At 63.2% G+C, this 23256-nt stretch carries 21 protein-coding genes and 1 pseudogene; 14 read left to right on the top strand and 8 right to left on the bottom strand.

The genetic code is table 11. The annotated features are described in order from the left end of the window. Nucleotides 1-22: 22 nt before the first annotated feature. The 6 genes and pseudogenes from L0U80_RS16430 to L0U80_RS16455 form a co-directional block, all read left to right on the top strand. Nucleotides 23-310, top strand: a pseudogene (locus L0U80_RS16430) (SDR family oxidoreductase); the annotation flags it as partial. 109 nt (nucleotides 311-419) lie between these two features. Beyond that, the gene (locus tag L0U80_RS16435; RefSeq protein ID WP_233866778.1) at nucleotides 420-749 is read left to right on the top strand and encodes an oxidoreductase-like domain-containing protein; all 330 of its coding nucleotides are present in this window, start codon (nucleotides 420-422) and stop codon (nucleotides 747-749) included. A 41-nt stretch (nucleotides 750-790) separates the two neighbouring features. After that, nucleotides 791-1654 (top strand): NAD-dependent protein deacetylase, encoded by an 864-nt coding sequence (locus tag L0U80_RS16440; protein WP_233866780.1) that lies wholly within the window; start codon nucleotides 791-793, stop codon nucleotides 1652-1654. 90 nt (nucleotides 1655-1744) lie between these two features. Next, complete coding sequence (locus L0U80_RS16445; RefSeq protein WP_233866783.1) at nucleotides 1745-2368, top strand: DUF938 domain-containing protein; 624 nt, start codon at nucleotides 1745-1747, stop codon at nucleotides 2366-2368. Nucleotides 2369-2473: 105 nt separating this feature from the next. Continuing rightward, nucleotides 2474-3883, top strand: a complete 1410-nt coding sequence (gnd, locus tag L0U80_RS16450; protein ID WP_233866785.1) for an NADP-dependent phosphogluconate dehydrogenase — start codon at nucleotides 2474-2476, stop codon at nucleotides 3881-3883. Between the two features lie 219 nt (nucleotides 3884-4102). Then, entirely contained in the window at nucleotides 4103-4429 is a 327-nt protein-coding gene (locus L0U80_RS16455) for a DUF4148 domain-containing protein (protein WP_233866789.1), read from the top strand. A gap of 404 nt (nucleotides 4430-4833) precedes the next feature. Here the strand turns inward: L0U80_RS16455 and L0U80_RS16460 are convergent, their stop codons facing one another. Next, a complete protein-coding gene (locus L0U80_RS16460; RefSeq protein WP_233866791.1) occupies nucleotides 4834-5574 on the bottom strand; it encodes a DUF2968 domain-containing protein in 741 nt (246 codons plus the stop codon). Nucleotides 5575-5618: 44 nt separating this feature from the next. Next, complete coding sequence (locus L0U80_RS16465; protein ID WP_233866793.1) at nucleotides 5619-5939, bottom strand: hypothetical protein; 321 nt, start codon at nucleotides 5937-5939, stop codon at nucleotides 5619-5621. 272 nt (nucleotides 5940-6211) lie between these two features. Here L0U80_RS16465 and L0U80_RS16470 point away from each other — a divergent pair, with 272 nt between their 5' ends. Both L0U80_RS16470 and ltaE read left to right on the top strand, forming a co-directional pair. Further along, nucleotides 6212-6940 carry a peptidoglycan DD-metalloendopeptidase family protein gene (locus L0U80_RS16470; RefSeq protein WP_233866795.1) on the top strand — a complete coding sequence of 243 codons (729 nt, stop codon included), beginning with the start codon at nucleotides 6212-6214 and terminating at the stop codon, nucleotides 6938-6940. Nucleotides 6941-7295: 355 nt separating this feature from the next. Then, nucleotides 7296-8300 (top strand): low-specificity L-threonine aldolase, encoded by a 1005-nt coding sequence (gene ltaE, locus L0U80_RS16475; RefSeq protein ID WP_233866797.1) that lies wholly within the window; start codon nucleotides 7296-7298, stop codon nucleotides 8298-8300. Nucleotides 8301-8360: 60 nt separating this feature from the next. Here the strand turns inward: ltaE and L0U80_RS16480 are convergent, their stop codons facing one another. Then, entirely contained in the window at nucleotides 8361-9713 is a 1353-nt protein-coding gene (locus L0U80_RS16480; protein ID WP_233871362.1) for an MFS transporter, read from the bottom strand. Nucleotides 9714-10130: 417 nt separating this feature from the next. On the opposite strand from L0U80_RS16480, the gene L0U80_RS16485 reads away from it, so the two are divergent. Beyond that, nucleotides 10131-12581 carry a glycogen/starch/alpha-glucan phosphorylase gene (locus tag L0U80_RS16485; protein WP_233866799.1) on the top strand — a complete coding sequence of 817 codons (2451 nt, stop codon included), beginning with the start codon at nucleotides 10131-10133 and terminating at the stop codon, nucleotides 12579-12581. A gap of 17 nt (nucleotides 12582-12598) precedes the next feature. On the opposite strand, the gene L0U80_RS16490 is transcribed toward L0U80_RS16485, so the two are convergent. Next, the gene (locus L0U80_RS16490; protein ID WP_233866801.1) at nucleotides 12599-13015 is read right to left on the bottom strand and encodes a DUF6232 family protein; all 417 of its coding nucleotides are present in this window, start codon (nucleotides 13013-13015) and stop codon (nucleotides 12599-12601) included. 623 nt (nucleotides 13016-13638) lie between these two features. Beyond that, a protein-coding gene (locus L0U80_RS16495) for an IS3 family transposase (protein ID WP_373322092.1) occupies nucleotides 13639-14774 on the bottom strand; the annotation gives its coding sequence in 2 pieces (ribosomal slippage) (nucleotides 13639-14519 and nucleotides 14519-14774; 1137 coding nt in all). Nucleotides 14775-14877: 103 nt separating this feature from the next. Between L0U80_RS16495 and L0U80_RS16500 the strand changes: the two genes are divergently transcribed. The 5 genes from L0U80_RS16500 (at nucleotide 14878) to L0U80_RS16520 (ending at nucleotide 18982) form a co-directional block, all read left to right on the top strand. Further along, complete coding sequence (locus tag L0U80_RS16500; protein ID WP_233866813.1) at nucleotides 14878-15234, top strand: FecR family protein; 357 nt, start codon at nucleotides 14878-14880, stop codon at nucleotides 15232-15234. A 47-nt stretch (nucleotides 15235-15281) separates the two neighbouring features. Next, nucleotides 15282-15848, top strand: a complete 567-nt coding sequence (locus tag L0U80_RS16505; protein WP_233866817.1) for an OmpA family protein — start codon at nucleotides 15282-15284, stop codon at nucleotides 15846-15848. Between the two features lie 61 nt (nucleotides 15849-15909). Next, nucleotides 15910-17415 (top strand): CHASE2 domain-containing protein, encoded by a 1506-nt coding sequence (locus L0U80_RS16510; protein ID WP_233866820.1) that lies wholly within the window; start codon nucleotides 15910-15912, stop codon nucleotides 17413-17415. Nucleotides 17416-17710: 295 nt separating this feature from the next. Next, complete coding sequence (locus tag L0U80_RS16515; protein ID WP_233866823.1) at nucleotides 17711-18469, top strand: molybdate ABC transporter substrate-binding protein; 759 nt, start codon at nucleotides 17711-17713, stop codon at nucleotides 18467-18469. A gap of 96 nt (nucleotides 18470-18565) precedes the next feature. After that, nucleotides 18566-18982, top strand: coding sequence for an ester cyclase (locus L0U80_RS16520; RefSeq protein WP_233866826.1), 417 nt, complete (start codon nucleotides 18566-18568; stop codon nucleotides 18980-18982). A 445-nt stretch (nucleotides 18983-19427) separates the two neighbouring features. On the opposite strand, the gene L0U80_RS16525 is transcribed toward L0U80_RS16520, so the two are convergent. From L0U80_RS16525 to L0U80_RS16535, 3 genes are all read right to left on the bottom strand, one after another. Next, nucleotides 19428-20285, bottom strand: a complete 858-nt coding sequence (locus L0U80_RS16525; RefSeq protein ID WP_233866830.1) for an enoyl-CoA hydratase/isomerase family protein — start codon at nucleotides 20283-20285, stop codon at nucleotides 19428-19430. A 103-nt stretch (nucleotides 20286-20388) separates the two neighbouring features. Continuing rightward, nucleotides 20389-21768, bottom strand: coding sequence for an FAD-containing oxidoreductase (locus L0U80_RS16530; protein WP_233866833.1), 1380 nt, complete (start codon nucleotides 21766-21768; stop codon nucleotides 20389-20391). Between the two features lie 121 nt (nucleotides 21769-21889). After that, nucleotides 21890-22567, bottom strand: a complete 678-nt coding sequence (locus L0U80_RS16535) for a VOC family protein (protein WP_233866836.1) — start codon at nucleotides 22565-22567, stop codon at nucleotides 21890-21892. Nucleotides 22568-23256: the final 689 nt, after the last annotated feature.

The raw sequence follows: 23256 nt of genomic DNA on the forward strand, positions 1-23256 counted from the left end.
ATTCGAGTATATACATAGGTGAACCGCGTACAAACATGCGATCACGGGCCTCACGAAGTCGGTTTCGCTCGATGGGCGGCGCTACGACATCGCGTGCGGGCAGATCGACATCGGCAATGCGGCGACGGAGATGGCCGAGCGCATGGCGCGCGGCGTGCCGCAGGCAAACGGCGAGATTGCCGTCGAACCGCTCATGGACGTCGAGCTCGTCGCCGATGCGGTCCTGAACATGGCGCAACTGCCGCTCGAAGCGAACGTACAGTTCATGACGATCATGGCGACCAAAATGCCGTTCGTCGGGCGCGGCTGAGCGTCCCGGGCGGCAGTCGCAGCGCGCGATGCGGCCCCGAACGCTCGCGCGCGACGTCCCGCGATGTCTCGTATACTGACCGACGACCCGTCACGACGCCAAAGCGCCCATGCCTTTGCCCACGCGCCCCGACGACGATCCGCGCCCTGACCCACCCGAGCGTCCGGACAACGACGCCTGCTGCCACTGCGGCTGCGATCCGTGCATCTTCGACCTGTACGACGCAGAGGTTGCGCGTTGGCGCGCCGAGATTGCTGCCTGGGAAAAGCGCAAGCCGGCTGCGGGCGGAACCCGGACGCACGCCCCACGCGACGTTGGGGACAAGCCTGAAGGCGCACGTGCGGAGAGGGCTGTCACAGGACGCGACCCGGCCGTCAACCGAGCCGGAAAGACTGCACCAGTGCCAGCCCACAAACCGGTCCGAAAGCCAAAGGCATAAGCGCATCGCGCGCGCGTCCCGATCGTTAACTCGAAGCCGTCATGACCGAATCCGCCCTGCTCAACGCTCCCGCTCTCACACCTGACACACTCGACGCACTTCACGCGTTCGTCGAGCGCCATCCGCGCCTGTTCGTGCTGACCGGCGCGGGCATCAGCACCGATTCAGGCATCCCGGGCTATCGCGACGAAAACGGCGCCTGGAAGCGCTCGCCGCCCATCACACTGCAGGAGTTCCTCGGCTCCGAAGCGTGGCGGCGACGCTATTGGGCGCGCAGCATGCTTGGCTGGCCGTCCGTGGGCCTCGCGCAGCCGAACGGCGCGCATCTCGCACTCGCGCGGCTCCAGAGCGCGGGTTATGTGACGACGCTCGTCACGCAGAACGTCGATGGACTGCATCAGCGCGCGGGCAGCCACGGCGTCATCGAACTGCACGGCAGCATCGGCCACGTCCATTGTCTCGATTGCGGCGCGCAGTACACGCGCGCGTCGATCCAGCCGCTGCTCGAAGCGAACAATCCCGAAGTGGCGACCGCGATCGCCGAACCCGCCGCCGATGGCGACGCCCATCTCGACTTCGACGGCAACCTGCCGTTCGCCGTGCCGGCCTGCGCTGCGTGCGGCGGGATGCTCAAACCGTCGGTGGTGTTCTTCGGCGAGAACGTGCCGCGCGAACGCGTCGCGGCGGCGTCGGAGGCGCTCGATGCCGCCGATGCGGTGCTCGTGGCCGGTTCATCGCTGATGGTTTATTCGGGCTATCGTTTCTGCGCCTGGGCGCAGCAGCGCGGCAAGCCCATCGCGGTCGTGAATCTGGGACGCACGCGCGCCGATCCGCTCCTCGCGCTCAAGGTCGAGGCGCCGTGCGCAGCGACGCTCGATGCGCTCGCCGGTCGCCTCGCCGCCTGATCCGTCTCGTCAACCACAACCGATAAACTCGACGCTCGCGGAACCCCAAGCCCCGATGCGATCCGTCACGAATCACGACAAACGCAAACCATGAGCGACCCGCAAACCGACGCACGCCTTTTCGCACCCGCCACTGACCGCAACGCAGCGCCGATTCTCGATGTCCTGCGCGGCGCGCTGCCCGCGCGCGGCACGGTGCTGGAAATTGCGAGCGGAACGGGCCAGCACGCAGCGCATTTCGCCGCCGCGCTGCCGGACCTGGAATGGCAGCCGAGCGACACCGATCCGCGAGCGCGTGCCTCCATCACGGCCTGGCGCGAGCACGTGGGCACGGCGAACCTGCCGAACCTGCGCTTACCGCTCGATCTCGACGTGTGCAGCGAGCCGTGGCCCATCGATGCCGTCGATGCGATCGTCTGCATCAACATGATCCACATCGCGCCGTGGGAGGCGGCCATCGCGCTCGTGAAAGGCGCGGGCAAGCGTCTGCCTGCGGACGGGGTGCTGGTGCTCTACGGACCCTACCGGCGCGGTGGCGCGCACACCGCGCCGAGCAACGAAACCTTCGATACACAGTTGCGCGAGCGCGACCCGCACTGGGGCGTGCGCGACATGGAAGCCGTCGAGGCGCTGGCGCAGGCAGAAGGGTTCGTCTGCGAGCGGGTCGTGACGATGCCGGCGAACAACTTCAGCCTGGTCTTCCGCAAGCGCTGAATCCACGCGCGGCGTGTTCGCATTCGCGCACCGCGAAGGCGTTTCCCTTATCCTTGCACGATCGACGCCGCGCGCGTCGCCTTCATCGCGAAGCGGAGAAACGACATGAGCAAACAGGCAATTGGCGTGGTGGGACTGGCGGTGATGGGCCGCAATCTGGCGCTCAACATCGAGAGCCGGGGCCACGCGGTATCGGTGTTCAACCGCACCCGCGAGAAAACCGACGAGCTGATCGCCGAATTCCCCGAACGCAAGCTTGTGCCGGCCTACACGCTGGAAGCGTTCGTCGAGTCGCTGGAGAAGCCGCGCCGCATCCTGCTGATGGTGAAGGCGGGCGAGGCGACCGATGCGACGATCGCGGCGCTCAAGCCGCTGCTGGACAAGGGCGACATTCTGATCGACGGCGGCAACACCCATTTCACCGACACGATCCGCCGCAACCAGGAACTCGCGAACGCGGGACTGCATTTCATCGGGACGGGCGTGTCGGGCGGCGAGGAGGGCGCGCTCAAGGGCCCGTCGATCATGCCGGGCGGCCCGCGCGATGCTTACGACCTGGTTGCGCCGATCCTCACCGAAATCGCAGCGAAAGCGCCGGATGGCGCGCCGTGCGTCGCGTATATGGGTCCGGACGGCGCGGGCCACTTCGTGAAGATGGTTCACAACGGTATCGAGTACGGCGACATGCAACTGATCGCCGAAAGCTACGCGGTGCTCAAGCAGGTGCTCGGCCTCTCGAACGAGGAACTGGGCGGTGTGTACACCGAATGGAACCAGGGCGAACTCGACAGCTACCTTATCGAAATCACCTCGAAGATCTTCGGCAAGAAGGACGAGGAGACGGGCAAGGATCTCGTCGATGTGATTCTCGACCGCGCAGCGCAGAAGGGCACCGGCAAGTGGACGAGCCAGAATGCGCTCGACCTCGGCGTGCCGTTGCCGCTCATCACCGAATCCGTGTTCGCGCGTGTGCTTTCGTCGCTGAAGACGCAGCGCGTTGCGGCGAGCAAAGTGCTCGCAGGTCCGTCCTCAGGCGCGCGCACGGGCGAGCGCGCGGCGTTCATCGAAGCCGTGCGGCGCGCGCTTTACTTCAGCAAGGTGATTTCGTACGCCCAGGGCTTCGCACAACTGCGCGCCGCCTCCGACGAATACAAGTGGGACCTGCAATACGGCACGATCGCGAAGATCTTCCGCGCGGGCTGCATCATTCGCGCGCGCTTCCTGCAGAAGATCATGGACGCCTACGCAAACGAGCCGCAGCTCGCCAACCTGCTGCTCGATCCGTATTTCCGCGACATCGCCGCGAGCTATCAGGCGGCGCTGCGTGAGGTGGTGATCGCGGCGGTGTCGGCGGGCGTGCCGGTGCCGGCGTTCTCGTCGGCGATTGCCTACTTCGACGGCTATCGCTCCGAACGCCTGCCTGCGAACCTCGTGCAGGCGCAGCGCGACTTCTTCGGCGCGCATACGTTCGAACGCATCGACAAACCCGGGAGCTTCCACGCCGACTGGGCCTGATCGCACGCGGGGCGCGGTCAGGGACCACTGGGTCGTTGCGGTCGCTGTTGAAATTGAAAGGTGAGTCTACGCGACTCACCTTTTTTATTGCTAATTCCGCAAAGGTGTTTTATCTATTAAGGGTTTACCCTAGATCAATCTAACTCCTACACTGTCATTAAGCGCTCACGAACAAGGTGTTCGAAGCGCACGTAAAAGTACACAGACGGAGGTTAGATCTTGAAGAAGCTCATTCCCGCAGTTGTCGTTGCAGCCGCCCTTGCCATTCCGGCAATCTCGTTTGCCCAGTCGAGCCAGCAAGGCTTGACCCGCGCTCAGGTGCGCGCCGAGTTGGTCGAACTCGAGCAGGCTGGCTACAAACCGGGAGGGGGTGACGAGAATTATCCGCAAAACCTGCAGGCCGCCCAGGCCCGTGTGAATGCGCAGAAGCTCGCAGCCGGCGAAACCAGCGGCTATGGCGCTCCGGCGGCTGGCACGGCGCAGGCAGGTGGTGCGGTGCAGCCGCAGCATCTCGCCCCGCATCAATCGGTGTATTTCGGAAACTAAGCGGTACGGCTCCGGCCGGGACAACGCTGAACGAAGCCGTCTCGCACGGCTTCCCGGTTCCGGCGACGGAAGTTGCAGTAGCGGTAGAAGTCGCAGTGCTGTGAAGCTGGAGTAGCAGTAGCGGTAGACGTTGTATTGCTGTGAAGTTGAACTAGCAGTGGTCGTAGACGTTGTAGCGCTGTGAAGCTGAAGTAGCAGTAGCCGTAGATGTCGTAGTGCTGTTCTGTTGAAGAAGCAGTGGCTGTTGCAGTGCCATGCCGTAGAAGTAGCGGTAGAAGTTGCAGTGCAGAAGTACCTGAGAGGTTGGACAAGAAGTAGCAGTACTTGTAGCACGTAGTTGAGCGCGGCCCGGTCGAAAACCGGTCCGCGCTTTTTTCATCTGGGGCCGCCGCGGCTATCGACGGCTAGCGCCCCGTCATGTGCGGCACGCCTTCGTTGGTCGTCATGCTGAGCTGGTGGATCGCCCGATGTGCCTTGTTCAGTTGCGCCTGAGCGGCAACGCGTTGTGCTTCCAGTTGCGCGACCTCTTTGCGCACCTGATGCTGGCGTCCAGTCACGCGATGTTCCTGCTCCGCATGGCGCTGCAGGTTGGCGCGCAACCGCTCGGCCAGCGCTTCCGATTCCTCGACCTGCCGCAGCAACTGCTCGTTCTGCGCGATCAGTTGCGCCCGGCGGGTCTCGCCATCCGTGAGACGGGTGGCTTGCTCTTCCAGGTGGTGGAATGCTGCGCCCGCGGCGTCGACGTCGTTTGCCTTTAGTGCACGCCAGAGCATGCCATCCTGATGCAGCGCCACGTAGTAGCTCAGTGACGGCGCGTGAAAGAACAGGCTGACCGTAAAGTCGAAACTGCGAAAAACCCGGAACGTTGCGAGTGATTTGCCGGCAGCGAGTGCCTCGAATGCAGCACCGTCGGCGATCTGCACCGGGCGGCCGTTGAACTGCGAAGGCACGACCGGTACCGCGCGCAGTGTCGGCACCGCACGCGCTGCATTCGCGACGTCGGCGTCGAGGCTGTCATGCGGCGTCTCCTCAACGACGGGTTCCGCCGGTTCCGCGGCGGCGGGATGAGTGGTGCGCGAAACGGCGACGAGGTGCGACGGGCCGCCCGAGAGCACGGCATTACGGCGATTCAGAAACGTTTTCACGGCGATTCCCCCAAATGGCACGCCGATGCGCGAACCGCGCCTGCTTAATGCAGGAGGCGCGGCCGGCGTGCAATATCGTTGAAGAGCGCGCGGCCGGGCTCGAGCGCGAAAAACCAGGTTTCGTCATAGCCGCTCAGCGTGTCGAGTGCGTCGCGCAGACGCTCGACCACCAGGGCGGGAATTTCGACCGTCGCCTCGACGCCACCCGACAGGCGCGCGACGCTCGCGTGCTGGACCAGTTCGTCGGCCGCTTCGGCGACGTCGGCTGCGAAAACGAGGTGGTTGTTCAGCAATTCGACGAGGCCCGGCGACCCTGCGATGTCTTCGACATTGAGCTGCACGGAAAGGAAGGTGGCTTTGTTCATCCTCGGATTCCTCACGAATGTGGGACCGCAGCGGGAGGCCTGTCGTTATTTTTATGGGGCAGCAGGACGCAGTATAGGCGAGCGTCGCGCGAAGTGAGTGCCGCCGGGTTCGCGAGGGCCTCGAGCATCGAACGATATAATGGGGCCGTTCGCCATTTCCGGGTCTGCTGTGTCACGAAGCGCGGCCCCGTGGCGTACGTCTGCGGACCGGCGCGCATCGAATGTACGTAGCATCTAGTGTACGTAGCGAGGCACCAGCGAGGAACTGCAAGATGAATCGACACCGGCGAAACCCGGGTGCGGCGGTAGTGCTTGCCGCCCTCACGCTCCTGATGAACGCCTGCGCGTTTCCCCCTTTGGGTGGAACGGCTGGCACGCCTGCTCCCGCCGCGGCCGGTGGTGTCCCCGCCGGCTATTACCGCGTCAATCCTGGCGATACCCTTTCGCGCATCGCGGCCGCATTTGGTCAGCGCACGCAGGACCTCGCAACCTGGAACCAGTTGCCGCCCAACGCGACCATCGTGGCCGGCCAGGTGCTGCGCGTGGCGCCGCCGCCGAGCTTCGCACCCTCTGTACAACAGCCGCTGTCGCCTGCGCCCGCTGCAGCGGGCGTCGCGATGCCGGTGCCGGTCGAACCGGGCATCACGCTCGCGTGGCCTGCTCACGGTCCGCTGCTGGAGAGGTTCGTGCCCGGCAAGTCGACAGGTATCGTCATCGGCGGCGTGGCCGGCGAACCCGTGAAGGCCGCTGCGGCTGGCCGCGTGGTTTATGCCGGAACCGGCATCGAGGCCTATGGGCCGCTCATTATCATCAAGCACAACGATACGGTCGTTACCGCCTACGGCCATAACAGCAAGCTTCTCGTGAAGGAGGACGATGCTGTGACGCAAGGTCAGCCGATCGCCGAAATGGGGGTCGATCCGCACGGTGTCGCTGGCGTGCAGTTCGAAGTGCGCAGCGGTGGAAAGCCGGTTGATCCGTTGCCGTTGTTGCAGCGTTAGCGCGACGGTGCACTTCGGGGATGCGTCGGGTATGCGTTATTTACAGAGCCGCCGCTGGCGCTAATTCATGAACGATGGCGCGTCGCGCGGAGCGAAGCTTCGACTGCGCCTCATCACCTCTGCCACCTGAATCGCGAATCAAATGAGGCGATGCGAATCGCGCCGCGTTGTTGTTGGCCGAGTGTGGTCATTTGCCTGCCCATGCGGTTCGAAACTACACTTCTGGATTCTCACGCCGCGTTGCGCGCGCCGATTCGCGCGCGCCGCCCGTAACGGCCGAACCACACACGCACACGCGCTACGCGTAGCGGCCAGGGCAGCATCGCGCGAGCGTCAACCACAAGGATTTCATCGCATGATCGACCTGCGTAGTGACACCGTTACCCGTCCAAGCCCTGACATGCTGGCCGCCATGACCCGCGCCGAAACCGGCGACGACGTCTGGGGCGATGACCCGACCGTGCTGCGCCTGCAGGCGCGCGTGGCAGAGCAGGCCGGCAAGGAGGCGGGTCTGTTCTTCCCGAGCGGCACGCAGAGCAACCTTGCCGCCTTGATGGCGCACTGCGCGCGCGGCGACGAATATATCGTCGGCCAGGCGGCCCACACGTACAAATACGAAGGCGGCGGCGCGGCAGTGCTCGGCAGCATCCAGCCCCAGCCGCTCGATAATGCCGACGACGGTTCGATCCCCCTCGATCGCATCGCGGCCGCAATCAAGCCCCTCGACGATCACTTCGCACGCACGCGGCTCCTCGCGCTCGAAAACACGATCGGCGGGAAGGTGCTGCCCGCCGCTTACGTCGCTGAGGCAACGCAGCTCGCCCACGCGCGCGGACTCTCCACGCACCTCGACGGGGCGCGCGTGTTCAACGCAGTGGTTGCCTCGGGGCAGCCGCTCGAAGCGCTGGCCGCAGGGTTCGATTCGGTTTCGATCTGCTTTTCGAAGGGGCTCGGCGCGCCGGTGGGATCAGTGCTGGTCGGCAGCAAGGCGCTGATCGACGTGGCGCACCGCTGGCGCAAGGTGCTCGGCGGCGGCATGCGTCAGTCGGGCTTGCTGGCGGCCGCCTGTCTCTACGCACTCGATCACAATGTCGAACGGCTCGCCGATGACCACGCGAACGCTGCGCGTCTGGCTTCGGGCCTCGCGCAGATCGCGGAAGTGTCGGTTCTCGCGCAGGCGACGAACATGGTGATGGCACGGTTCCCGCAGGAACATTGCGCGCCGCTCGAAGCGTGGCTCAAGGAGCGCGGCATCCTCACGCAGATGCTTTACGCGTCGCGCTTTGTCACGCACCTCGATGTGTCGGCTGCGGATGTCGATACGTTTGTCGAGACCGTTAAGGCCTATTTCGCGCGGTAAAACGTAACTGCGCGAACCGCAGTGGAAGGCACGCCAGCCGGCGTGCCGGCCCGCATCGCTTTACGCGCCGCGTGCGCCGCGATGCGTCGGCGCGAAAAGCCGCAACCCGCTCACCACACTCGCGGCGCCCGCGAATACCGCGCCGATCGTCACAGCCAGCGTCGGTCCGTGGCGCCCCACCAGCCCAAAGCAAAGTGCGACGAGCGCCGCCCCTGTGGTCTGTCCGAGGAGCCGCGAGGTCGCGATGATCCCGCTCGCACCACCGCTGCGCTCGGGCGGTGCGCTCGACATGATCGCCCGCAGGTTGGGCGACTGGAAGAAACCGAACCCGGCTCCGCAGATCGACATACGAATGGTGATGTCGAGCACGCCAGGATGCGCGGGCATCAGTGCAAGCGATGCCATGCCCGCCGACAATATGGCGAGCCCGATCGCGCCGAGCAGGCCGGGCGGATAGCGATCCGAGAGGCGCCCTGCAATCGGTGCGGCGGCAGCCACGACAACGGACCACGGCGTCATCAGGAAGCCCGTTTCCACCTGGCTGCGCATCAGCACGGTTTCAAAGTAGAACGGCAGCGCGACGAACGCGAGACCCTGAGCTGCGAACGAACAAACCGCCGTCAATGCCGATAGCGCGAACATCGGCCGCCTGAACAGATCGACGGGCAGCATCGGCGCGGGATGGCCGGCTTCGCGCCGGATCAGCAGCGCACCGAAAACGAGCGCGACGCCTGCGGCGATGACCACTTCCGTAACGCCAGCCTGCTGCGCCGATTCTCCGAGCGCGAAGATCAGCGCGGCGAACGCGATGATGTTGAGCAGCGCGGCAACGGGATCGAATGCGTGCTTGCCTGTCGCGGTGTGCGGCAGCGCGGGCAGGGCGAACACGAGCGCGATGACGCCGAGCGGCACGTTCACGCCGAAGAGCCACGGCCACGTACCCGCCGAGAGAATCAGCGACGCCATGGTCGGCCCCACCGCAAACGAAACGCCCACGACGAGCGCATTCATGCCGACTCCGCGGCCGAGTCGATGCGCGGGATACAGGAAGCGGATCAGCGCCGTGTTGACGCTCATGATCGCGCTTGCCCCGAGGCCCTGGAGCACACGCGCGCCGGCTAGCGCACCGAGGGTCGGCGCGAGCGCGCACGCGAGCGAGGCCAGCGTAAAGACCGCGAGTCCACTGATATAGATGCGCCGGTGCCCGATGATGTCGCCAAGCGCCGCGAGCGGCAGGAGCGTCGCGACCATCGCGAGCTGATAGGCGTTGATGATCCACACCGATGCGGCCGGCGCCGCGTGCAGGTCCGCCGCGATCGACGGGAGGGCAGTATTGGCGATGGCGGTATCGAGCGTCGCGAGCGCAACGGCGAGCATCACGGCGGCCATCGCACGGCGGTTTTTCGCGGACATCGGCGCGTCGGCAAGCTGGGCAACGCCCGGCGCGGAGGTGGTATCGGACAAGTTCTTCTCGTGTGATCGGCAGACGGTGCGGCTCGATGCCGCTAGACACGCGATTGTTACAGAGCCTGGGCGATCGTGCAGCGCACGCCTCGACGTGTGAGCTGACTGTAAGGTCGCGTTCGACGGCAGCTGGCGGACGTCCGAACGCAACTAACTGTGCACCCCTTCACGCGTCCCCAAACGCCCGTGTGTTGCACGGGCGAAGAATGTCCCCACTTTTCGCTTCATGCCGTGCTGCCGCAAGTGGCTAGAAAATGTCCTACTCTGCAAACTGATCTGCGTTGGAGCCCGGTCTGTCCTGCGGGCGTTCCGCACGCGCAGCCCAAGAACGCGCGGCGCGTGCGCCGCCTTTTGCGGGAGGCTCGCATGACCGCGCATCTCGAGTTCGACCAGTTGCAGAGCAGCGCCGAAGCGCTGCGCCGTTCCATCTCCAATCGCCTGATGTATGGCGTCGGCAAGGACGCTGTCACGGCTCTTCCGGCGGACTGGCTGCATGCCGCGGCGCTCGCCGTGCGCGATCGCCTCGTCCAACGCTGGATGGTCACCACGCGCCGCCAGTACGAGCAGGACGTGAAGCGCGTCTATTACCTGTCGATGGAATTCCTGATCGGCCGCACGTTCTCCAACGCGCTGCTCGCACTCGGCATCTACGATCAGATGAAAGAGGCGCTCGCCGATGTCGGTGTCGACATGGAATCGATCCTCGATCTGGAACCTGACGCCGCACTCGGCAACGGCGGCCTCGGGCGCCTCGCGGCGTGCTTTCTCGACTCGATGGCGACGCTGGGCATTCCGGGCTTCGGCTACGGCATTCGCTACGACTACGGCATGTTCCGGCAGCAGATCGTAGATGGCGAGCAGGTCGAAGCTCCCGATTACTGGCTGCGCGCGGGCAATCCGTGGGAGTTTCAGCGGCCCGAGGTGCAGTACAAGGTGCACTTTGGCGGACGTACCGTGCGGCGCGACGGTCACGTCGAATGGCTCGACACGCAACACGTCAATGCGATGGCCTACGACACCGTGATCCCCGGCTACGCGACCGACGCCACGAACACGCTGCGCCTGTGGTCCGCGCGCGCCGACGAAGAACTCGATCTCTCGGCGTTCAATCAGGGCGACTATCAGCGTGCGGTGGAGTCGCGCAACATCTCCGAGAACGTCTCGCGCCTGCTTTATCCCGACGATTCGACGGTGGCCGGGCGCGAGTTGCGACTTCGTCAGGAGTACTTCTTCGTCTGTGCGACGATGCAGGATCTGATTCGCCGCTACCTGCGCACGCACAGCACGCTGGCGCGCTTCTCGGACAAAGTCACCGTGCATCTGAACGACACGCACCCGGTGCTCGCGATCCCCGAGTTGATCCGCCTGCTCGTAGACGTCCATCGCATGCCGTGGGACGAGGCGATCGGCAATATCCGGCGCGTGTTCTCGTACACGAATCACACGCTGATGCCGGAAGCACTGGAAACCTGGGATGTCGAACTATTGGGGCGGCTTTTGCCGCGGCATCTGCAGATCATCTACGACATCAACGCCGCTTTCCTCGACGAGGCGAGCGACAAGGGCGCGCACGATCTCGACATGATTCGCCGCATGTCGCTCGTTGATGAATCCGGCCAGCGACGCGTACGCATGGCCCATCTGGCGATTGTCGCGAGCCATAAGGTCAATGGCGTTTCGAAGCTGCATTCGCAACTGATGCAGCGCGATATCTTCGCCGATTTCGCGCGACTCTATCCCGATCGCTTCACGAACGTCACGAACGGCATTACGCCGCGCCGCTGGCTCGGGCAGTCGAATCCGCCGCTCGCGCGGCTCATCGACGAGAACATCGGCACGAAATGGCGCACCGACTTGACTGAACTGGCGGGGCTGCGCGGGCTATGCGGCGATTCGGCCTTCGAAGCCGCGTTTCGTGCCGCGAAGCGCTGCAACAAGGTTCGTCTCGCGCAACGAGCCAAGCTGCGCACCGGCATGGTGTTCGATCCGGACGCGCTCTTCGACATGCAGGTCAAGCGTATCCACGAATACAAGCGTCAGCTGCTCAACGTGCTGCATGTGATCGTGCGTTATAACCGCATCGTCGCGGAGCCGCAGCGCGACTGGGTGCCACGCGTGGTGCTGTTCGCGGGCAAGGCGGCGTCCGCGTATCGGATGGCGAAGACCATCATCAAGCTCATCAACGACGTGGCCGCGAAGGTGAACAACGATCCCGTGGTGGGCGAACGGCTCAAAGTATTGTTCGTGCCGAATTACGGCGTGAGCATCGCCGAGTTGATGATTCCCGCCGCCGACCTTTCCGAGCAGATTTCGACTGCCGGCACGGAGGCGTCGGGCACGGGCAACATGAAGCTCGCGCTAAACGGCGCGCTGACGATCGGCACGCTCGACGGCGCGAACATCGAGATCGGCGAATCGGTGGGACAGGAGAACATCTTTATCTTCGGCAACACCGCGGAGCAGGTGAATGCGCTGCGCGCGGCGGGCTACCGGCCGCGCCAGATCTACGAGGAGAACGCCGAATTGCGCAACGCGCTGGACCAGATTCGCACGGGCTTTTTCTCGCCGGACGATCCCGCACGCTTCTCCGAAATCTTCCACACGCTAGTGGATTGGGGCGACCACTATCTCGTGCTCGCCGATTTCGCGGCGTTCGTCGCGGCTCAGGAGGCCGTCGATCGCCGTTTCGTCGACGTGCCGGGCTGGACCGCGAGCGCCATCGCGAATGTGGCGGGCGTGGGGCAGTTTTCGTCGGATCGCGCGATTGCTGAATACGCGCGCGATATCTGGAGCGTCAAGCCGATCAATATGGGCTAGGGTGCTGCCCGTCGCATTTACCGTCCGTTCGGCGCGCTGGAACGTGTCGTCGCGCTTTCGCCGTGACTTGCCTTTGCAAAGCGCACGGCCTTTTCGACGCGTTCGACGAACATGGGGTCGAGACTCGTCAGCGCTTCGCGCCGCTCCTTACCCGTCACGACGATCAGTCGATGCGTGATGTCCTGGCTGTACCACGTGAGTATCCCGATCACGAACACCATGAGCCCGCACACGAACGCGGTCGGCGAGTCGAGCAAGTAACCTCCCACACCGAGTATGGCGCCACTTGTGCTCAGGCAGATGGGTACGACGTGGTTGCGGCGGACGGTGACGATCTGCAGATCGTCGATGTCGCGAAGCGGGAAAACCTGGCCCGCAACCGAAAGTGCGGCGCGCGTGACTGAAACACCGGCCTCGTTAAAAGGTAGTTCCATCGATTCCAGAGATGCGAGGGGAATGTGGGCAGGTTAGCAGAAATCCGTCCCTGATCTCATCCCCGAACGAAAAGCGGATCCGCCAATGTCACGGCAACTTCGCGGTAACGTTTACGCGGTATAGATTCGCGATCTCACTCTTGCCGCTCCGGAACATCTGACAAAACCTGGTTTGACCGCTCAAGACTTCATGTTCGATAGAGAAGTTGCCTCCACAATATTCGGCGACGGCTTATGTGTTCATTTCCGGCTAGACGCGGAACCAGAACTCAAGTAGTTTGACGCTTCTGCCGGCCGTTACGATTAGTCCGCCTCGCAGTGAAGTGAAACATTGCCAGATTTTTGAAATGAGTTTGTTTTCATTTCTTTGAATTGCGTTGATGTCCTGCTTCACTGAACAATCCAGAATTATGCGAGGCATTATGGACAACAAAGAATTTTCGATTCATCAGTCGATAACGCCGGTACATAGCAAGGTCTTTTGCTATGGCTTGCTTCTCGCCTTTGGGTGCATTTCGTCTATCGATGCCTATGCCGCAGATGCGATCGGCATAATTAAAACAGAGGTGGCCTCACTCGTTCGGACAGTCATCTGAGATTTTTAAGTGGAACGTCCGAGGCAATCATGCTGCCGATTTGATCGCAGGCAGCGTCGCGAAGTATGCCTCATCCGGGGTCTGATCCGCCAGGCTCGAATGGGGCCGTTTCCGGTTGTACAGCTCGACGTATTCGCCGATGGAGCGCCGGGCATGGCTGACCGACTCGTACGCTTTCAGGTAGACCTCTTCGTACTTGATGCTGCGCCACACCCGTTCGACGAACACGTTGTCGCGCCAGGCCCCTTTGCCGTCCATCGACAGCCGCACGCCCCGGCTCAGCACCGCCTCGGTGAACGCGCCCGCCGTGAACTGGCTACCCTGATCGGTGTTCACGATGTCGGGCAGTCCGTAGCGGGCGAACGCCTCTTCCAGCGCCTCGACGGCGTGCGTGGCTTCCAGCGTGATGGCGACCCGGTACGCGAGAATCTTGCGGCTCGCCCAGTCCACCACTGCCGTCAGGTACACGAAGCCGCGCGCCATCGGAATGTACGTCGTGTCGAGGGCGAACACCTGATTGGCACGCTCGATCTTCATGCCGCGCAGCAGGTACGGCCAGATCTTGTGCTGCGCGTTGCGGCGGCTCGTGTTCGGCTTGCAGTACAGCGCCTCGACGCCCATGCGCTTCATCAGCGTGCGTACGCGACGGCGACCCACCTCATGGCCTTCCCGGCGCAACAGGCGCGCCAGCATCCGCGCCCCTGCAAATGGGAACTCCATGTGCAGTTCGTCGATTCGCCGCATCAGCAACTGATCGACCTCGCTGACCGGCTGCGCCCGGTAATATGCGCTCGATCTCGCGATGCCAACCAGTCGCGTCTGTCGCGAAACCGGCAGCGCATGCGTACAGTCAATCATCGCTTTGCGCTCAGCAGTCCGGCTTTGCCGAGCGCTCCTGACAAAAAATCGTTCTCCAGCGTCAACTGCCCGATCTTCGCGTGCAGCGTTTTCACGTCCACCGGCGGATCGCTCGACGGTGCACCTGTCGCACCAAACACGTCTGCCGCACGCTCCTGCAACTGCCGCTTCCATTCCGTGATCTGGTTCGGATGTACATCAAACTGCTGTGCCAGTTCGGCCAGCGTGCGCTCACCTTTGACCGCTGCCAGTGCCACTTTCGCTTTGAACGCCGCTGAGTGCGTCCGTCGGGTTCTCTTCGTCATTTCCTCGGTTCCTTTGCCAGCATTATCGCTGGCTCAGGCCCCGGCCAAACCACTTATCCGACTGTCCGAATTTGCGCGGCCACCTCTAACCGTCAAAGGCAGCGTGCACATCGAGCGAACCGGGCAGACGCAGAATGTCACCGTCGGCAGCGAGCTTTATAACAATGATCGTGTCGTGACCGGTCCCGCGTCGGCCGTCGGAATTACGCTGCGCGACAACACCTTGCTGACCGAGGGCGCCAATTCTCTTCTCGACCTCAACAAATTCGCCTTCGACACGACGACGCATGCGGGTGCGCTCGATGTGTCGATCAAGCGCGGCTCGCTCGCAGTAGTCGACGGCAAGCTCGCGAAAACAAATCCGGAGTCTGTGCGTTACAGCACACCCACGACCACATTGGGCGTGCGTGGCACGGAATTCATCATCGAAGTAGGCGGAGATGGGGAGGGGCATCGTTGAAGACGATAAGCGGGAGACGTCGCCTGAACGGCGCTACAGCGTGTGGCATGCTCGCCATCCTTGGCGGATGTAGTTCGGTTCAGGACAAGATCACCTTGTTGCCGGATCCCGATGGCAGCGTGGGCGGGGTCATCGTAACGAGCGGGAAGAACAAGCAAGTGATCGACGAGCCTTATGCGCGCGCCGAAGTCAAGACAAACGGCACCATCGAAAAAGCAGCCGACAACAAGTCCAGCGTGCAGACCCACTATGGCGATCTGCTGGCCGCTGCGCCTCCGCGGCCGCAGACGTTCACCATCAATTTCGTGTTCGACTCCGCCACCCAATTGGCGCCCGATTCCGCGGCAACGGTCGCAAAGCTTAAGGCTGTGCTCGCGAACTGGCCAGCGCCGCGCCTCATGGTCGTCGGGCATACCGATCTGGCGGGCTCGCAGGAATTCAATGACCAGCTCTCATTGCGCCGCGCACAGAGCGTGGCGTCATTTCTGGAAAAGCAAGGTATCCCTGCCCGACAAATCGAAGTCGCGGGACGAGGCAAGCGCGAGCCGCTCGTGCGCACGGCAGACGGCGTGCCCAATCAGATGAACCGGCGCGCGGTCATTACCATTCAATGAGCGGCGCGACCTCATCGAAATGAAACGCCACCGCGACGCCCTATTCACTGTCCTCAGGAATATGATGCGGGCGCAAAAGGGACGCCCCTGGGCGCTCGCGGTCCTGCTCGCCCTTGTCCTGTTCGACCTGTGCAGCGAATGGCCCAACAACTTACCGCGCCCGTTCTTTCTCAATACGATAAATGACGTGCTGCCGGATACGTTCGGATCGGCGCGCCAGCTTTTGTTTGACCAGTTTCAGCGCCGCAATCCACGCATTCCCGCGACGCAGCCGGTGACTATCGTCGAGATCGATGACAAGACGCTCGAATCGTTCGGCCAATGGCCCTGGCCGCGCAACCGGCTGGCAAAACTCATCGACATGATCGCCGCGAAAAAGCCGCTCGCCATCGGTATCGACGTGTACATGCCGGAACCCGATCAAACTTCGCCCGACAAAGTGGCCGACAATTTGCCGCCCGATGCAGCGGCGCTCGCCATGCAATTGCGCGCACTGCCGAGTCACGAGCGCATTCTCGCCACATCGTTGCGCGCGTCGCCGTCCATCCTCGGCGCGGCGGCGTTCGATCACGCTACCTCCACGACCAGCACGGACATGCTGAGCGCGCCGGTTCTCGTGCATGGTGCCGACCCGCTCGGCAGCGTGCACCGCTTCAACAACGTGCTGGCCAGCCTGCCGGAACTGCAGGGCGCAGCGCATGGCCAGGCCATGCTCAACGTGGCGCTGGAGCAAGGCACTGTGAGGCGTTTTCCGATTGTCATGGGCCTCGGCGACAAACTGGTACCGAGCCTGCCGATCGAGGTCCTGCGCGTAGCGACTGGCTCGCCGGCGGTCGACGTGTACGCCGATACGTCGGGCGTGCAGGCGGTAGGCGTCGCGGACGTACAGGTGCCCACGCAGTCCAACGGTGACATCTGGCTGCATTTCGCGTCGATCCAGTCGACCGGACAACGCTACGTGTCGGCAGGCGACATTCTGCGAGGTACCGTCGATGCGGATCGTATCCGCAACAAACTGATCCTGGTCGGTCTCACCGGCACCGGTCTGACCGATATGCGCACGACCGCGCTAGGCGAACTGGTGCCCGGCATCGAGATTCAAGCACAAGTCATCGAGACGATTTTTGAAGGCCGTTACCTGCGGCGGCCACTCTGGCTGATCTGGGTCGAGACGGGCTTTATTTTGGCGGCCGGATTGCTGTTCATCTGGTACGTGCCGCGCGGAGGCACCCGGTTTGCCGCCTTCATGCACACCGTGCCAAAGGCTTCCGCTGTCATCGGAATCAGCCTGAACGTGGTGACTCTTTCCGTCTGCTTTATCGCGTTCAAGTATTTCGGTTTTCTCGTAGATGCGGCGTCCATCTTCATCATTCTTTCTGCGGTCATGAGTAGCTTTTTCTCTATTACTCTGACCGACCCGTCAACCCAGAGCGGAACGCACGCGGCCAGTACGAAGGCCGCAGAGGCGTTCGATCACCGCGGTAATGTGGCTGGTGAAGCGTTGACCCGCGGACGGCCAGGGGTGCTTCCACTCGCTGAAAAGGCTTCCGATTTCGACGAGCGGTAGGGGCTGAACGTGCAAGTGGGCACCGCGATCGAGTGACCCGTCCGATGCGGGAAAACGAGCCTGACTATTCGGTGCATCGTGCACTAGTGTTTTTGCACACGGAGCAGATGTTTCGTCCGCACAAGTTGAGGCATCAAAGCGGCCTGCGTCATTGTATGAACGGTGGTGTGCCCGGGAAACGGTTTCTGATCCGTGTCGCCCTGAATCTGGCGCTGGCAACACGTTTCCAGTAAGCAGCAGATCTACCTGCGCGTCCGGACCGACGCCTGGCTTCCGTCATCAGGGGGCAGACTCCATGAACGCAACATTCAAGCGTATCGGTCTGAATACGCTCCTGGCCGGCTCATTGTCCATGTTCGTAGCGACCGTTCACGCAGCGGATATCGCGGTCATGAGCGACAGCCCGCTCGAGCCTGCATTGACGAAGGTGGTCGACCTTTATCGCCAACAGACCCATAACTCTGTGAGACTGGTGTTCGACCCATCGCCCGCTGTAAAGAAAAGGATTGAAGACGGCGAAGCAGCCGACGTGGTTATCGTCCAGCCGGACTTTGCGGACGATCTTGCGAAATCGGGCAAGGTCAGTGTCGGGGACAGGCCGATCATCGCTCACGTTGGCATCGGCCTCGGTAACCGCAAGGAGGCTCCGTCGTACGATATTTCGACCGTCGATAAATTCAGGAGTACTTTGCTAGGTGCTGATCTTATCGTCTTTAACAGCGTTAAATCCGGGCAAGCATTTGAAAACGCACTCGAGCGGCTCGGAATTGCAGAAACGCTTAAACCGAAGATTTTGCGCACGACACCCAACGGGATCTTTGAGCCGGTGCTAGAAGGCAAGGGCAACGATGTGGTGGCGGGTACGATACCGCTCATCGAAACAACACCCGGAATAAAGTTACTCGGCGCTCTTCCGGGCGATCTCCAGAGCACGCTCACATACACTGCGGTGATCATGGCGAACACGACGCAACGCGATACAGCTGAAGGGTTCATCAAGTTCCTTGTCTCGCAAGCGGCCAAGGAGGCTTTCGCCGCGAACGGCGCCAAGTGAATTAACGATTCGATGTATGACTCAGCCCCGAGCATCGTGCAGCACTTCGATTGCGAGGGTTTACCGCTCCACCGACAGGCAGGAGGCCATCGTCCTATGCACGAAATCAGCGGTATTGTTCGCGGGTTTATCGAGGAAGTCTTGAATGAAGGGCGGCTCGATGCCGCTGACCGGTTTTTCTGGGAGGACGCGGTCGAGGAGGTGCCGTTCCCGGGCCAGGGCCCCGGCGTCGAGGGCCTCAAGGACGTCGTGCGAGGGATGCGGGCCGCGTTCCCGGACATGCACTGGGTGATCGAGGAACAACTCACCGAAGGTGAGCGCGTGCTGACTCGCTTCGAGTGGACGGGTACTCATCGGGAAGCGTTCCTCGGCATACCGGCTACGGGGCGGAGCGTAAAGGTATGGGGTATGGTCATCGACCGCTTTCAGGAAAAGCGGATCAAGGAAACTCGCATCATCATGGACACGCTTGGATTGATGATGCAACTCGGTGCCGTTTCCGCTCCGGGGTGATGAAAAGCGGGATGGCTAGGCGCGGGTTGGCTGGTATGGCGGCGCGGATGAGCGCCGGCATACCCGAAGCTGTTGTCGAATGGGTGTGGGGCGAATTACCGAAGGGGGGCGACAGTCGCTACTCGTCCCCCACAAGTCCACTTAGAACCAAAAAAGTTCCTTGCGGCTTTCCGGGGGAGACAGCTTGCGGACAGGCTATAGCCGGCGGTGGATTCAACCGGTCGATGCAACGATTTGGTTAAATCGCTCCCGGCCTTCGCGGACGAAATACTCCGCGGGGCGGAACACGCTCGTCGACGCGCTCGATGCCCCCGTCACGGTGGGCAGCGCCCACCGCAGCATTTCGAATTGCCAAAACGCCGCTAGCGGCTCTCCGCGAGTGCGGCGGCGCGAATAAGGTGCGGCGCGCCAGTCGGCGAACACAGCACGACTTGCGCAAAGCACCTCACCCCGTCGGCACACCAGCAACCGGCGGCTCCGCGTCATCGTCGCTTGCCCGCCCGAGCGAAGGCAGATAACTACCGAAGTTCATTTCAAAGTCGCCAGGAACTCCATAGTCCAGCCTACGGAGCCTGGCACGCCGTGCCTGCCCACTCGGCGATGCCAGGGCCGGGAAAAACAGGTCGATGCTCGACTGAAGTTCAGCACTCGTCGGCGTTCCGAACCGATTGACCTGGGCCTTCGCCGCGCCGAGTGTTTCACGGTCGAATGACGCCAGACGTCGGGCAAGCGTCTCGACAAAGGCGTCGAGGTCATCATCGTCCAGCGTGCGGTTCACCCAGCCATAGCGCTCGGCGATGTCAGCGTTGAAGTCGTCGGCGCTGAGGACGATCTCAAGTGCCCGCGAGCGGCCGACCACGCGCGGGAGCCATTCCAGTGCTCCGCCACCCGGAACCAGGCCGACGCCGACTTCGGGGTTGCCGAACACGGCGCGTTCCCGGCTGGCGAAGCGCATGTCGCAGGCCAGCACGAACTCGTTACCGATGCCGCGCGTGCGGCCGCGAATCTTGGCGATGCTCACGATTGGCGCGGACGAAAGGCGCAGAACGATATCGCGCCAAAACCCCAGCACCTCGGGTCGCTCGGCTGCCTTGGCCACGTCGAGATGGGCGACGAAAAAAATGGGATTCGCCGACTGGAACACGACGACCTTCACGGACGGGTCCGCCTCCAGGTCAGTCATTAGCGTTCCCAATTCGTCGATCGTTGCAGGGACAAACATATTGATCGGCGGGTTGCTGAAGGTAATCGTCCACAGGCCTGGATAGCTGCGGTCGACGTCGAACTGCGAAGAGTCGGGCATGGTGCTTCTCCCAAGGCGATGGGTAGACCAGCGTTGCGCTCAAGGTGGTCCCGGATCCCGGCAGCGTGCGCATCGGGGACCTCTGGCGCGCGGATCAGCGGACTCAGGAAACAGCCCGCATCTCTCCGAGCATGGTCGGGATGAGTTCAGATACGGTCGGGTGTATCGGGACTGCCTGCTGGAGCGTCGTATACGGGATGTCGGCGTTCATCACGTCGAGGATGCCGTGGATCGCTTCGTCGCCACCGGTGCCCAGGATGGCCGCACCGAGGATTCTCGAAGTCTGCGCGTCCACGACCACCTTCATGAACCCCTGGGTCTCATCCTTCTCGACGGCTCGCCCGACACGGGTCATAGGCCGGCGGCCGACCAGCAGCGGTCGGCCGCTCTTCCGCGCCTCGGTCTCGGTCATACCGACGCGGCCAAGCGGCGGATCGATAAACAGGGCGTAGGCCGGGACCCGCTGGCTCACCCGGCGCGCCTGGCCATCGAGCAGGTTGGCGGCGACGATCTCGAAGTCGTTGTAGGACGTGTGTGTGAAGGCGCCGCGGCCGTTGCAGTCGCCCAGCGCCCAGATGCCGGGCACGTTGGTTGCAAGCTGATCGTCGACGCGGATGTAGCCGCGCGGGTCGGTCGCGACACCGGCCAGGTCGAGCCCGAGGTCGTCCGTGTTGGGGCGACGCCCCACGGCCAGAAGGACGTGGCTGCCCTCTATCTCCGGCTCGCCGGCCGTGCAGTCGACGCCAACAGCAACGCCTGCCGCGTGCGGCGCGAAGCGAATGCATTGGGCACTGGTCCGCACGGTGATGCCCTCGGCCTCCAGAATCTCCCGAATCGCAGCGGAGACCTCTTCGTCTTCGCGCATGACGAGGCGCGGCGATTGCTCGACGACGGTCACCCGGGCGCCGAACCGGCGATACATCTGGGCGAATTCCAGCCCGATATAGCTGCCGCCGATCACGACCAGATGCTCGGGCACATGGTCGAGCGCCAGTATCGACGTGTTGGTCAGCGTGCTCACGCGATCGACGCCGGGCAGATCCGGGATGTTGGCGCGCCCGCCAACATTGATGAAGATGCGCGGTGCGCGCAGGCGCTCGTCACCCACGGCGAGCGTGTCCGGCGACTCGAAGCGCGCGGCGCCTTGCAGCACCGTGCACCCCTTCATGCCGCGCAGCCATTTCTCGACGCCCGTGCGCGCGTTACGCGAGACTTCGTCGGCGCGCGCCTTCACTCGCGTCATGTCGATCCGGACGGGCCCATCGAGCACGACACCATAGTCGGCGGCGCGCCGCGCAAGGTGCGCGGCATAGGCGCTGGCGACGAGCGTCTTGGTCGGCATGCAGCCGGTGTTCACGCAGGTTCCCCCGAAGAGCTTGCGCTCGATGAGCGCGACGCTCATTCCGGCATCGGTCAGCCGGCCCGCGAGGGATGGACCGGCCTGGCCAGCGCCGATGATGATTGCGTCGAAGTCACGAGGCATGGGCGTCCTCCCGTTCCAGGGGTGTGAGGAGTATTGGCGGGATCAGGGCCAATTCACGCAATCGCGGCGGCGAAGTTTCGACCGCCGCGATTGAGACAGCGAGCGTCAGAACCGCTAGCTCTCACAAGGGTAGTTCCTTACCTCCCTGCTCGCTAATCATGTACGTTGCGTACCAGTCGGGCCAGTTCTCATCGCGTTGGCCGCCGGTCCGCTTCTCGTGCTCGCCGTGCGCGGCTTCCGCCCGACGGAGCGCGGACGCGAGATCGGCTGACGAGGTGAAGGTCGTGGCGTCCGTGTCCACGCGACCTGGCGCCCGCTGAGTGAGTTCCTGGAAGAGCCAGCCGTTGCCGTCCGGATCACTGAACGAGGCGAACGAGCGGTAGCTGCGATGCCCGGGGTCCGGACCGCTAACGCGGATCCGCCCGAACAGATAGGGATCATCCGAACCGGCGTACGTGCCAGCGGCGTCGTGGAACACGTCACTCATTGCCACGCCACGTCCCAGCAGATCCTTGCGAGCCGCCTCGACGTCGGAGACGATCAGGTACAGCCCCTGGCTGGAGCCGGGTGCAGCCGTGGTGACGTTCTTGCCGAAGATGACCGAGCACCCGGAACCGGGCGGCGCGAACTGGATTACGCGGAAATAGCCATCGTCAGAGGCATAGTCGGCGTCGAGCCTCCACCCCAGGCCGCCGTAAAACAGCTTGGCGCGATCGACGTCCGAAACAGGGATGACGATGACTTCGAGCTTCGTGTCCAGGGCCCGCTCGTTTGGGGTCCCGACTGCAGCGCTGCTCATGTGAACCTCCGATTGCCCTGGTCGCAACACGGCCTGCGAGAGTGGCGACAACAACACCTGGCGAAGGAAATGTCCGTGAATTGCCGGACAGGATCAGCTGGCACGAAGCATCGTTCGGATCGAGTCCCGCAGAGGGAGCACATCGTACCGGTGCTGGGCACCGGCGCCGTTGCCGCGGCTTACTGCCTATGGCAAGCAGCCGTCGACGATCTGGCTTCGTATTGGACGGACGCAGCGGCAACGCACAACCCATGCCCCGGCGCTGGAAACGCCCGCGGTTTGCAGTGTAGGTTGGCCTGATCACGAAATGCTTTCAGCGTGAGGTCGCGTTGCAGGTTTTGGAGCCGTCTTCGGCCGTGGTATCCGAAAGACGACAGCCAGGGGCCGTACGACTCCCGGCCGCAGCGCCCGGAATCCGAGACGTCATCTATCGCAGCGTTGCCTGGAAGAACTCCACGCGTCCTTCGGCATTGAGATGTCCATGGGCCGCGGTGTGGTCGAAACGCAGCAAAGCGGCGCGACTCTCGATTCGTCGGCGTCGGTTTTCAGTTCGTGCGAAGGTCCCTCTCGGGTCGAACAGAGCCCATCCCCGGAAATTCATTCAGAGCAAAAAAAAGCCCAGACCTAAGTCCGGGCTTTTCAGCCACCGCGCTAACGAAGCCCTAAGGCATCGCGATGCGGTGTGCGCT

It is taken from the genome of Paraburkholderia adhaesiva (assembly GCF_021390575.1).
Classification (GTDB): domain Bacteria; phylum Pseudomonadota; class Gammaproteobacteria; order Burkholderiales; family Burkholderiaceae; genus Paraburkholderia; species Paraburkholderia adhaesiva.

Bases quoted from the DNA above. Each gene is read 5' to 3' on its own strand.
- L0U80_RS16435 (WP_233866778.1), top strand. From the start codon at position 420: ATGCCTTTGCCCACGCGCCCCGACGACGATCCGCGCCCTGACCCACCC.
- L0U80_RS16440 (WP_233866780.1), top strand. From the start codon at position 791: ATGACCGAATCCGCCCTGCTCAACGCTCCCGCTCTCACACCTGACACA.
- L0U80_RS16445 (WP_233866783.1), top strand. From the start codon at position 1,745: ATGAGCGACCCGCAAACCGACGCACGCCTTTTCGCACCCGCCACTGAC.
- gnd (WP_233866785.1), top strand. From the start codon at position 2,474: ATGAGCAAACAGGCAATTGGCGTGGTGGGACTGGCGGTGATGGGCCGC.
- L0U80_RS16465 (WP_233866793.1), bottom strand. From the start codon at position 5,939: ATGAACAAAGCCACCTTCCTTTCCGTGCAGCTCAATGTCGAAGACATC.
- L0U80_RS16470 (WP_233866795.1), top strand. From the start codon at position 6,212: ATGAATCGACACCGGCGAAACCCGGGTGCGGCGGTAGTGCTTGCCGCC.
- ltaE (WP_233866797.1), top strand. From the start codon at position 7,296: ATGATCGACCTGCGTAGTGACACCGTTACCCGTCCAAGCCCTGACATG.
- L0U80_RS16480 (WP_233871362.1), bottom strand. From the start codon at position 9,713: ATGTCCGCGAAAAACCGCCGTGCGATGGCCGCCGTGATGCTCGCCGTT.
- L0U80_RS16485 (WP_233866799.1), top strand. From the start codon at position 10,131: ATGACCGCGCATCTCGAGTTCGACCAGTTGCAGAGCAGCGCCGAAGCG.
- L0U80_RS16490 (WP_233866801.1), bottom strand. From the start codon at position 13,015: ATGGAACTACCTTTTAACGAGGCCGGTGTTTCAGTCACGCGCGCCGCA.
- L0U80_RS16505 (WP_233866817.1), top strand. From the start codon at position 15,282: ATGCTCGCCATCCTTGGCGGATGTAGTTCGGTTCAGGACAAGATCACC.
- L0U80_RS16510 (WP_233866820.1), top strand. From the start codon at position 15,910: ATGATGCGGGCGCAAAAGGGACGCCCCTGGGCGCTCGCGGTCCTGCTC.
- L0U80_RS16515 (WP_233866823.1), top strand. From the start codon at position 17,711: ATGAACGCAACATTCAAGCGTATCGGTCTGAATACGCTCCTGGCCGGC.
- L0U80_RS16520 (WP_233866826.1), top strand. From the start codon at position 18,566: ATGCACGAAATCAGCGGTATTGTTCGCGGGTTTATCGAGGAAGTCTTG.
- L0U80_RS16525 (WP_233866830.1), bottom strand. From the start codon at position 20,285: ATGCCCGACTCTTCGCAGTTCGACGTCGACCGCAGCTATCCAGGCCTG.
- L0U80_RS16530 (WP_233866833.1), bottom strand. From the start codon at position 21,768: ATGCCTCGTGACTTCGACGCAATCATCATCGGCGCTGGCCAGGCCGGT.
- L0U80_RS16535 (WP_233866836.1), bottom strand. From the start codon at position 22,567: ATGAGCAGCGCTGCAGTCGGGACCCCAAACGAGCGGGCCCTGGACACG.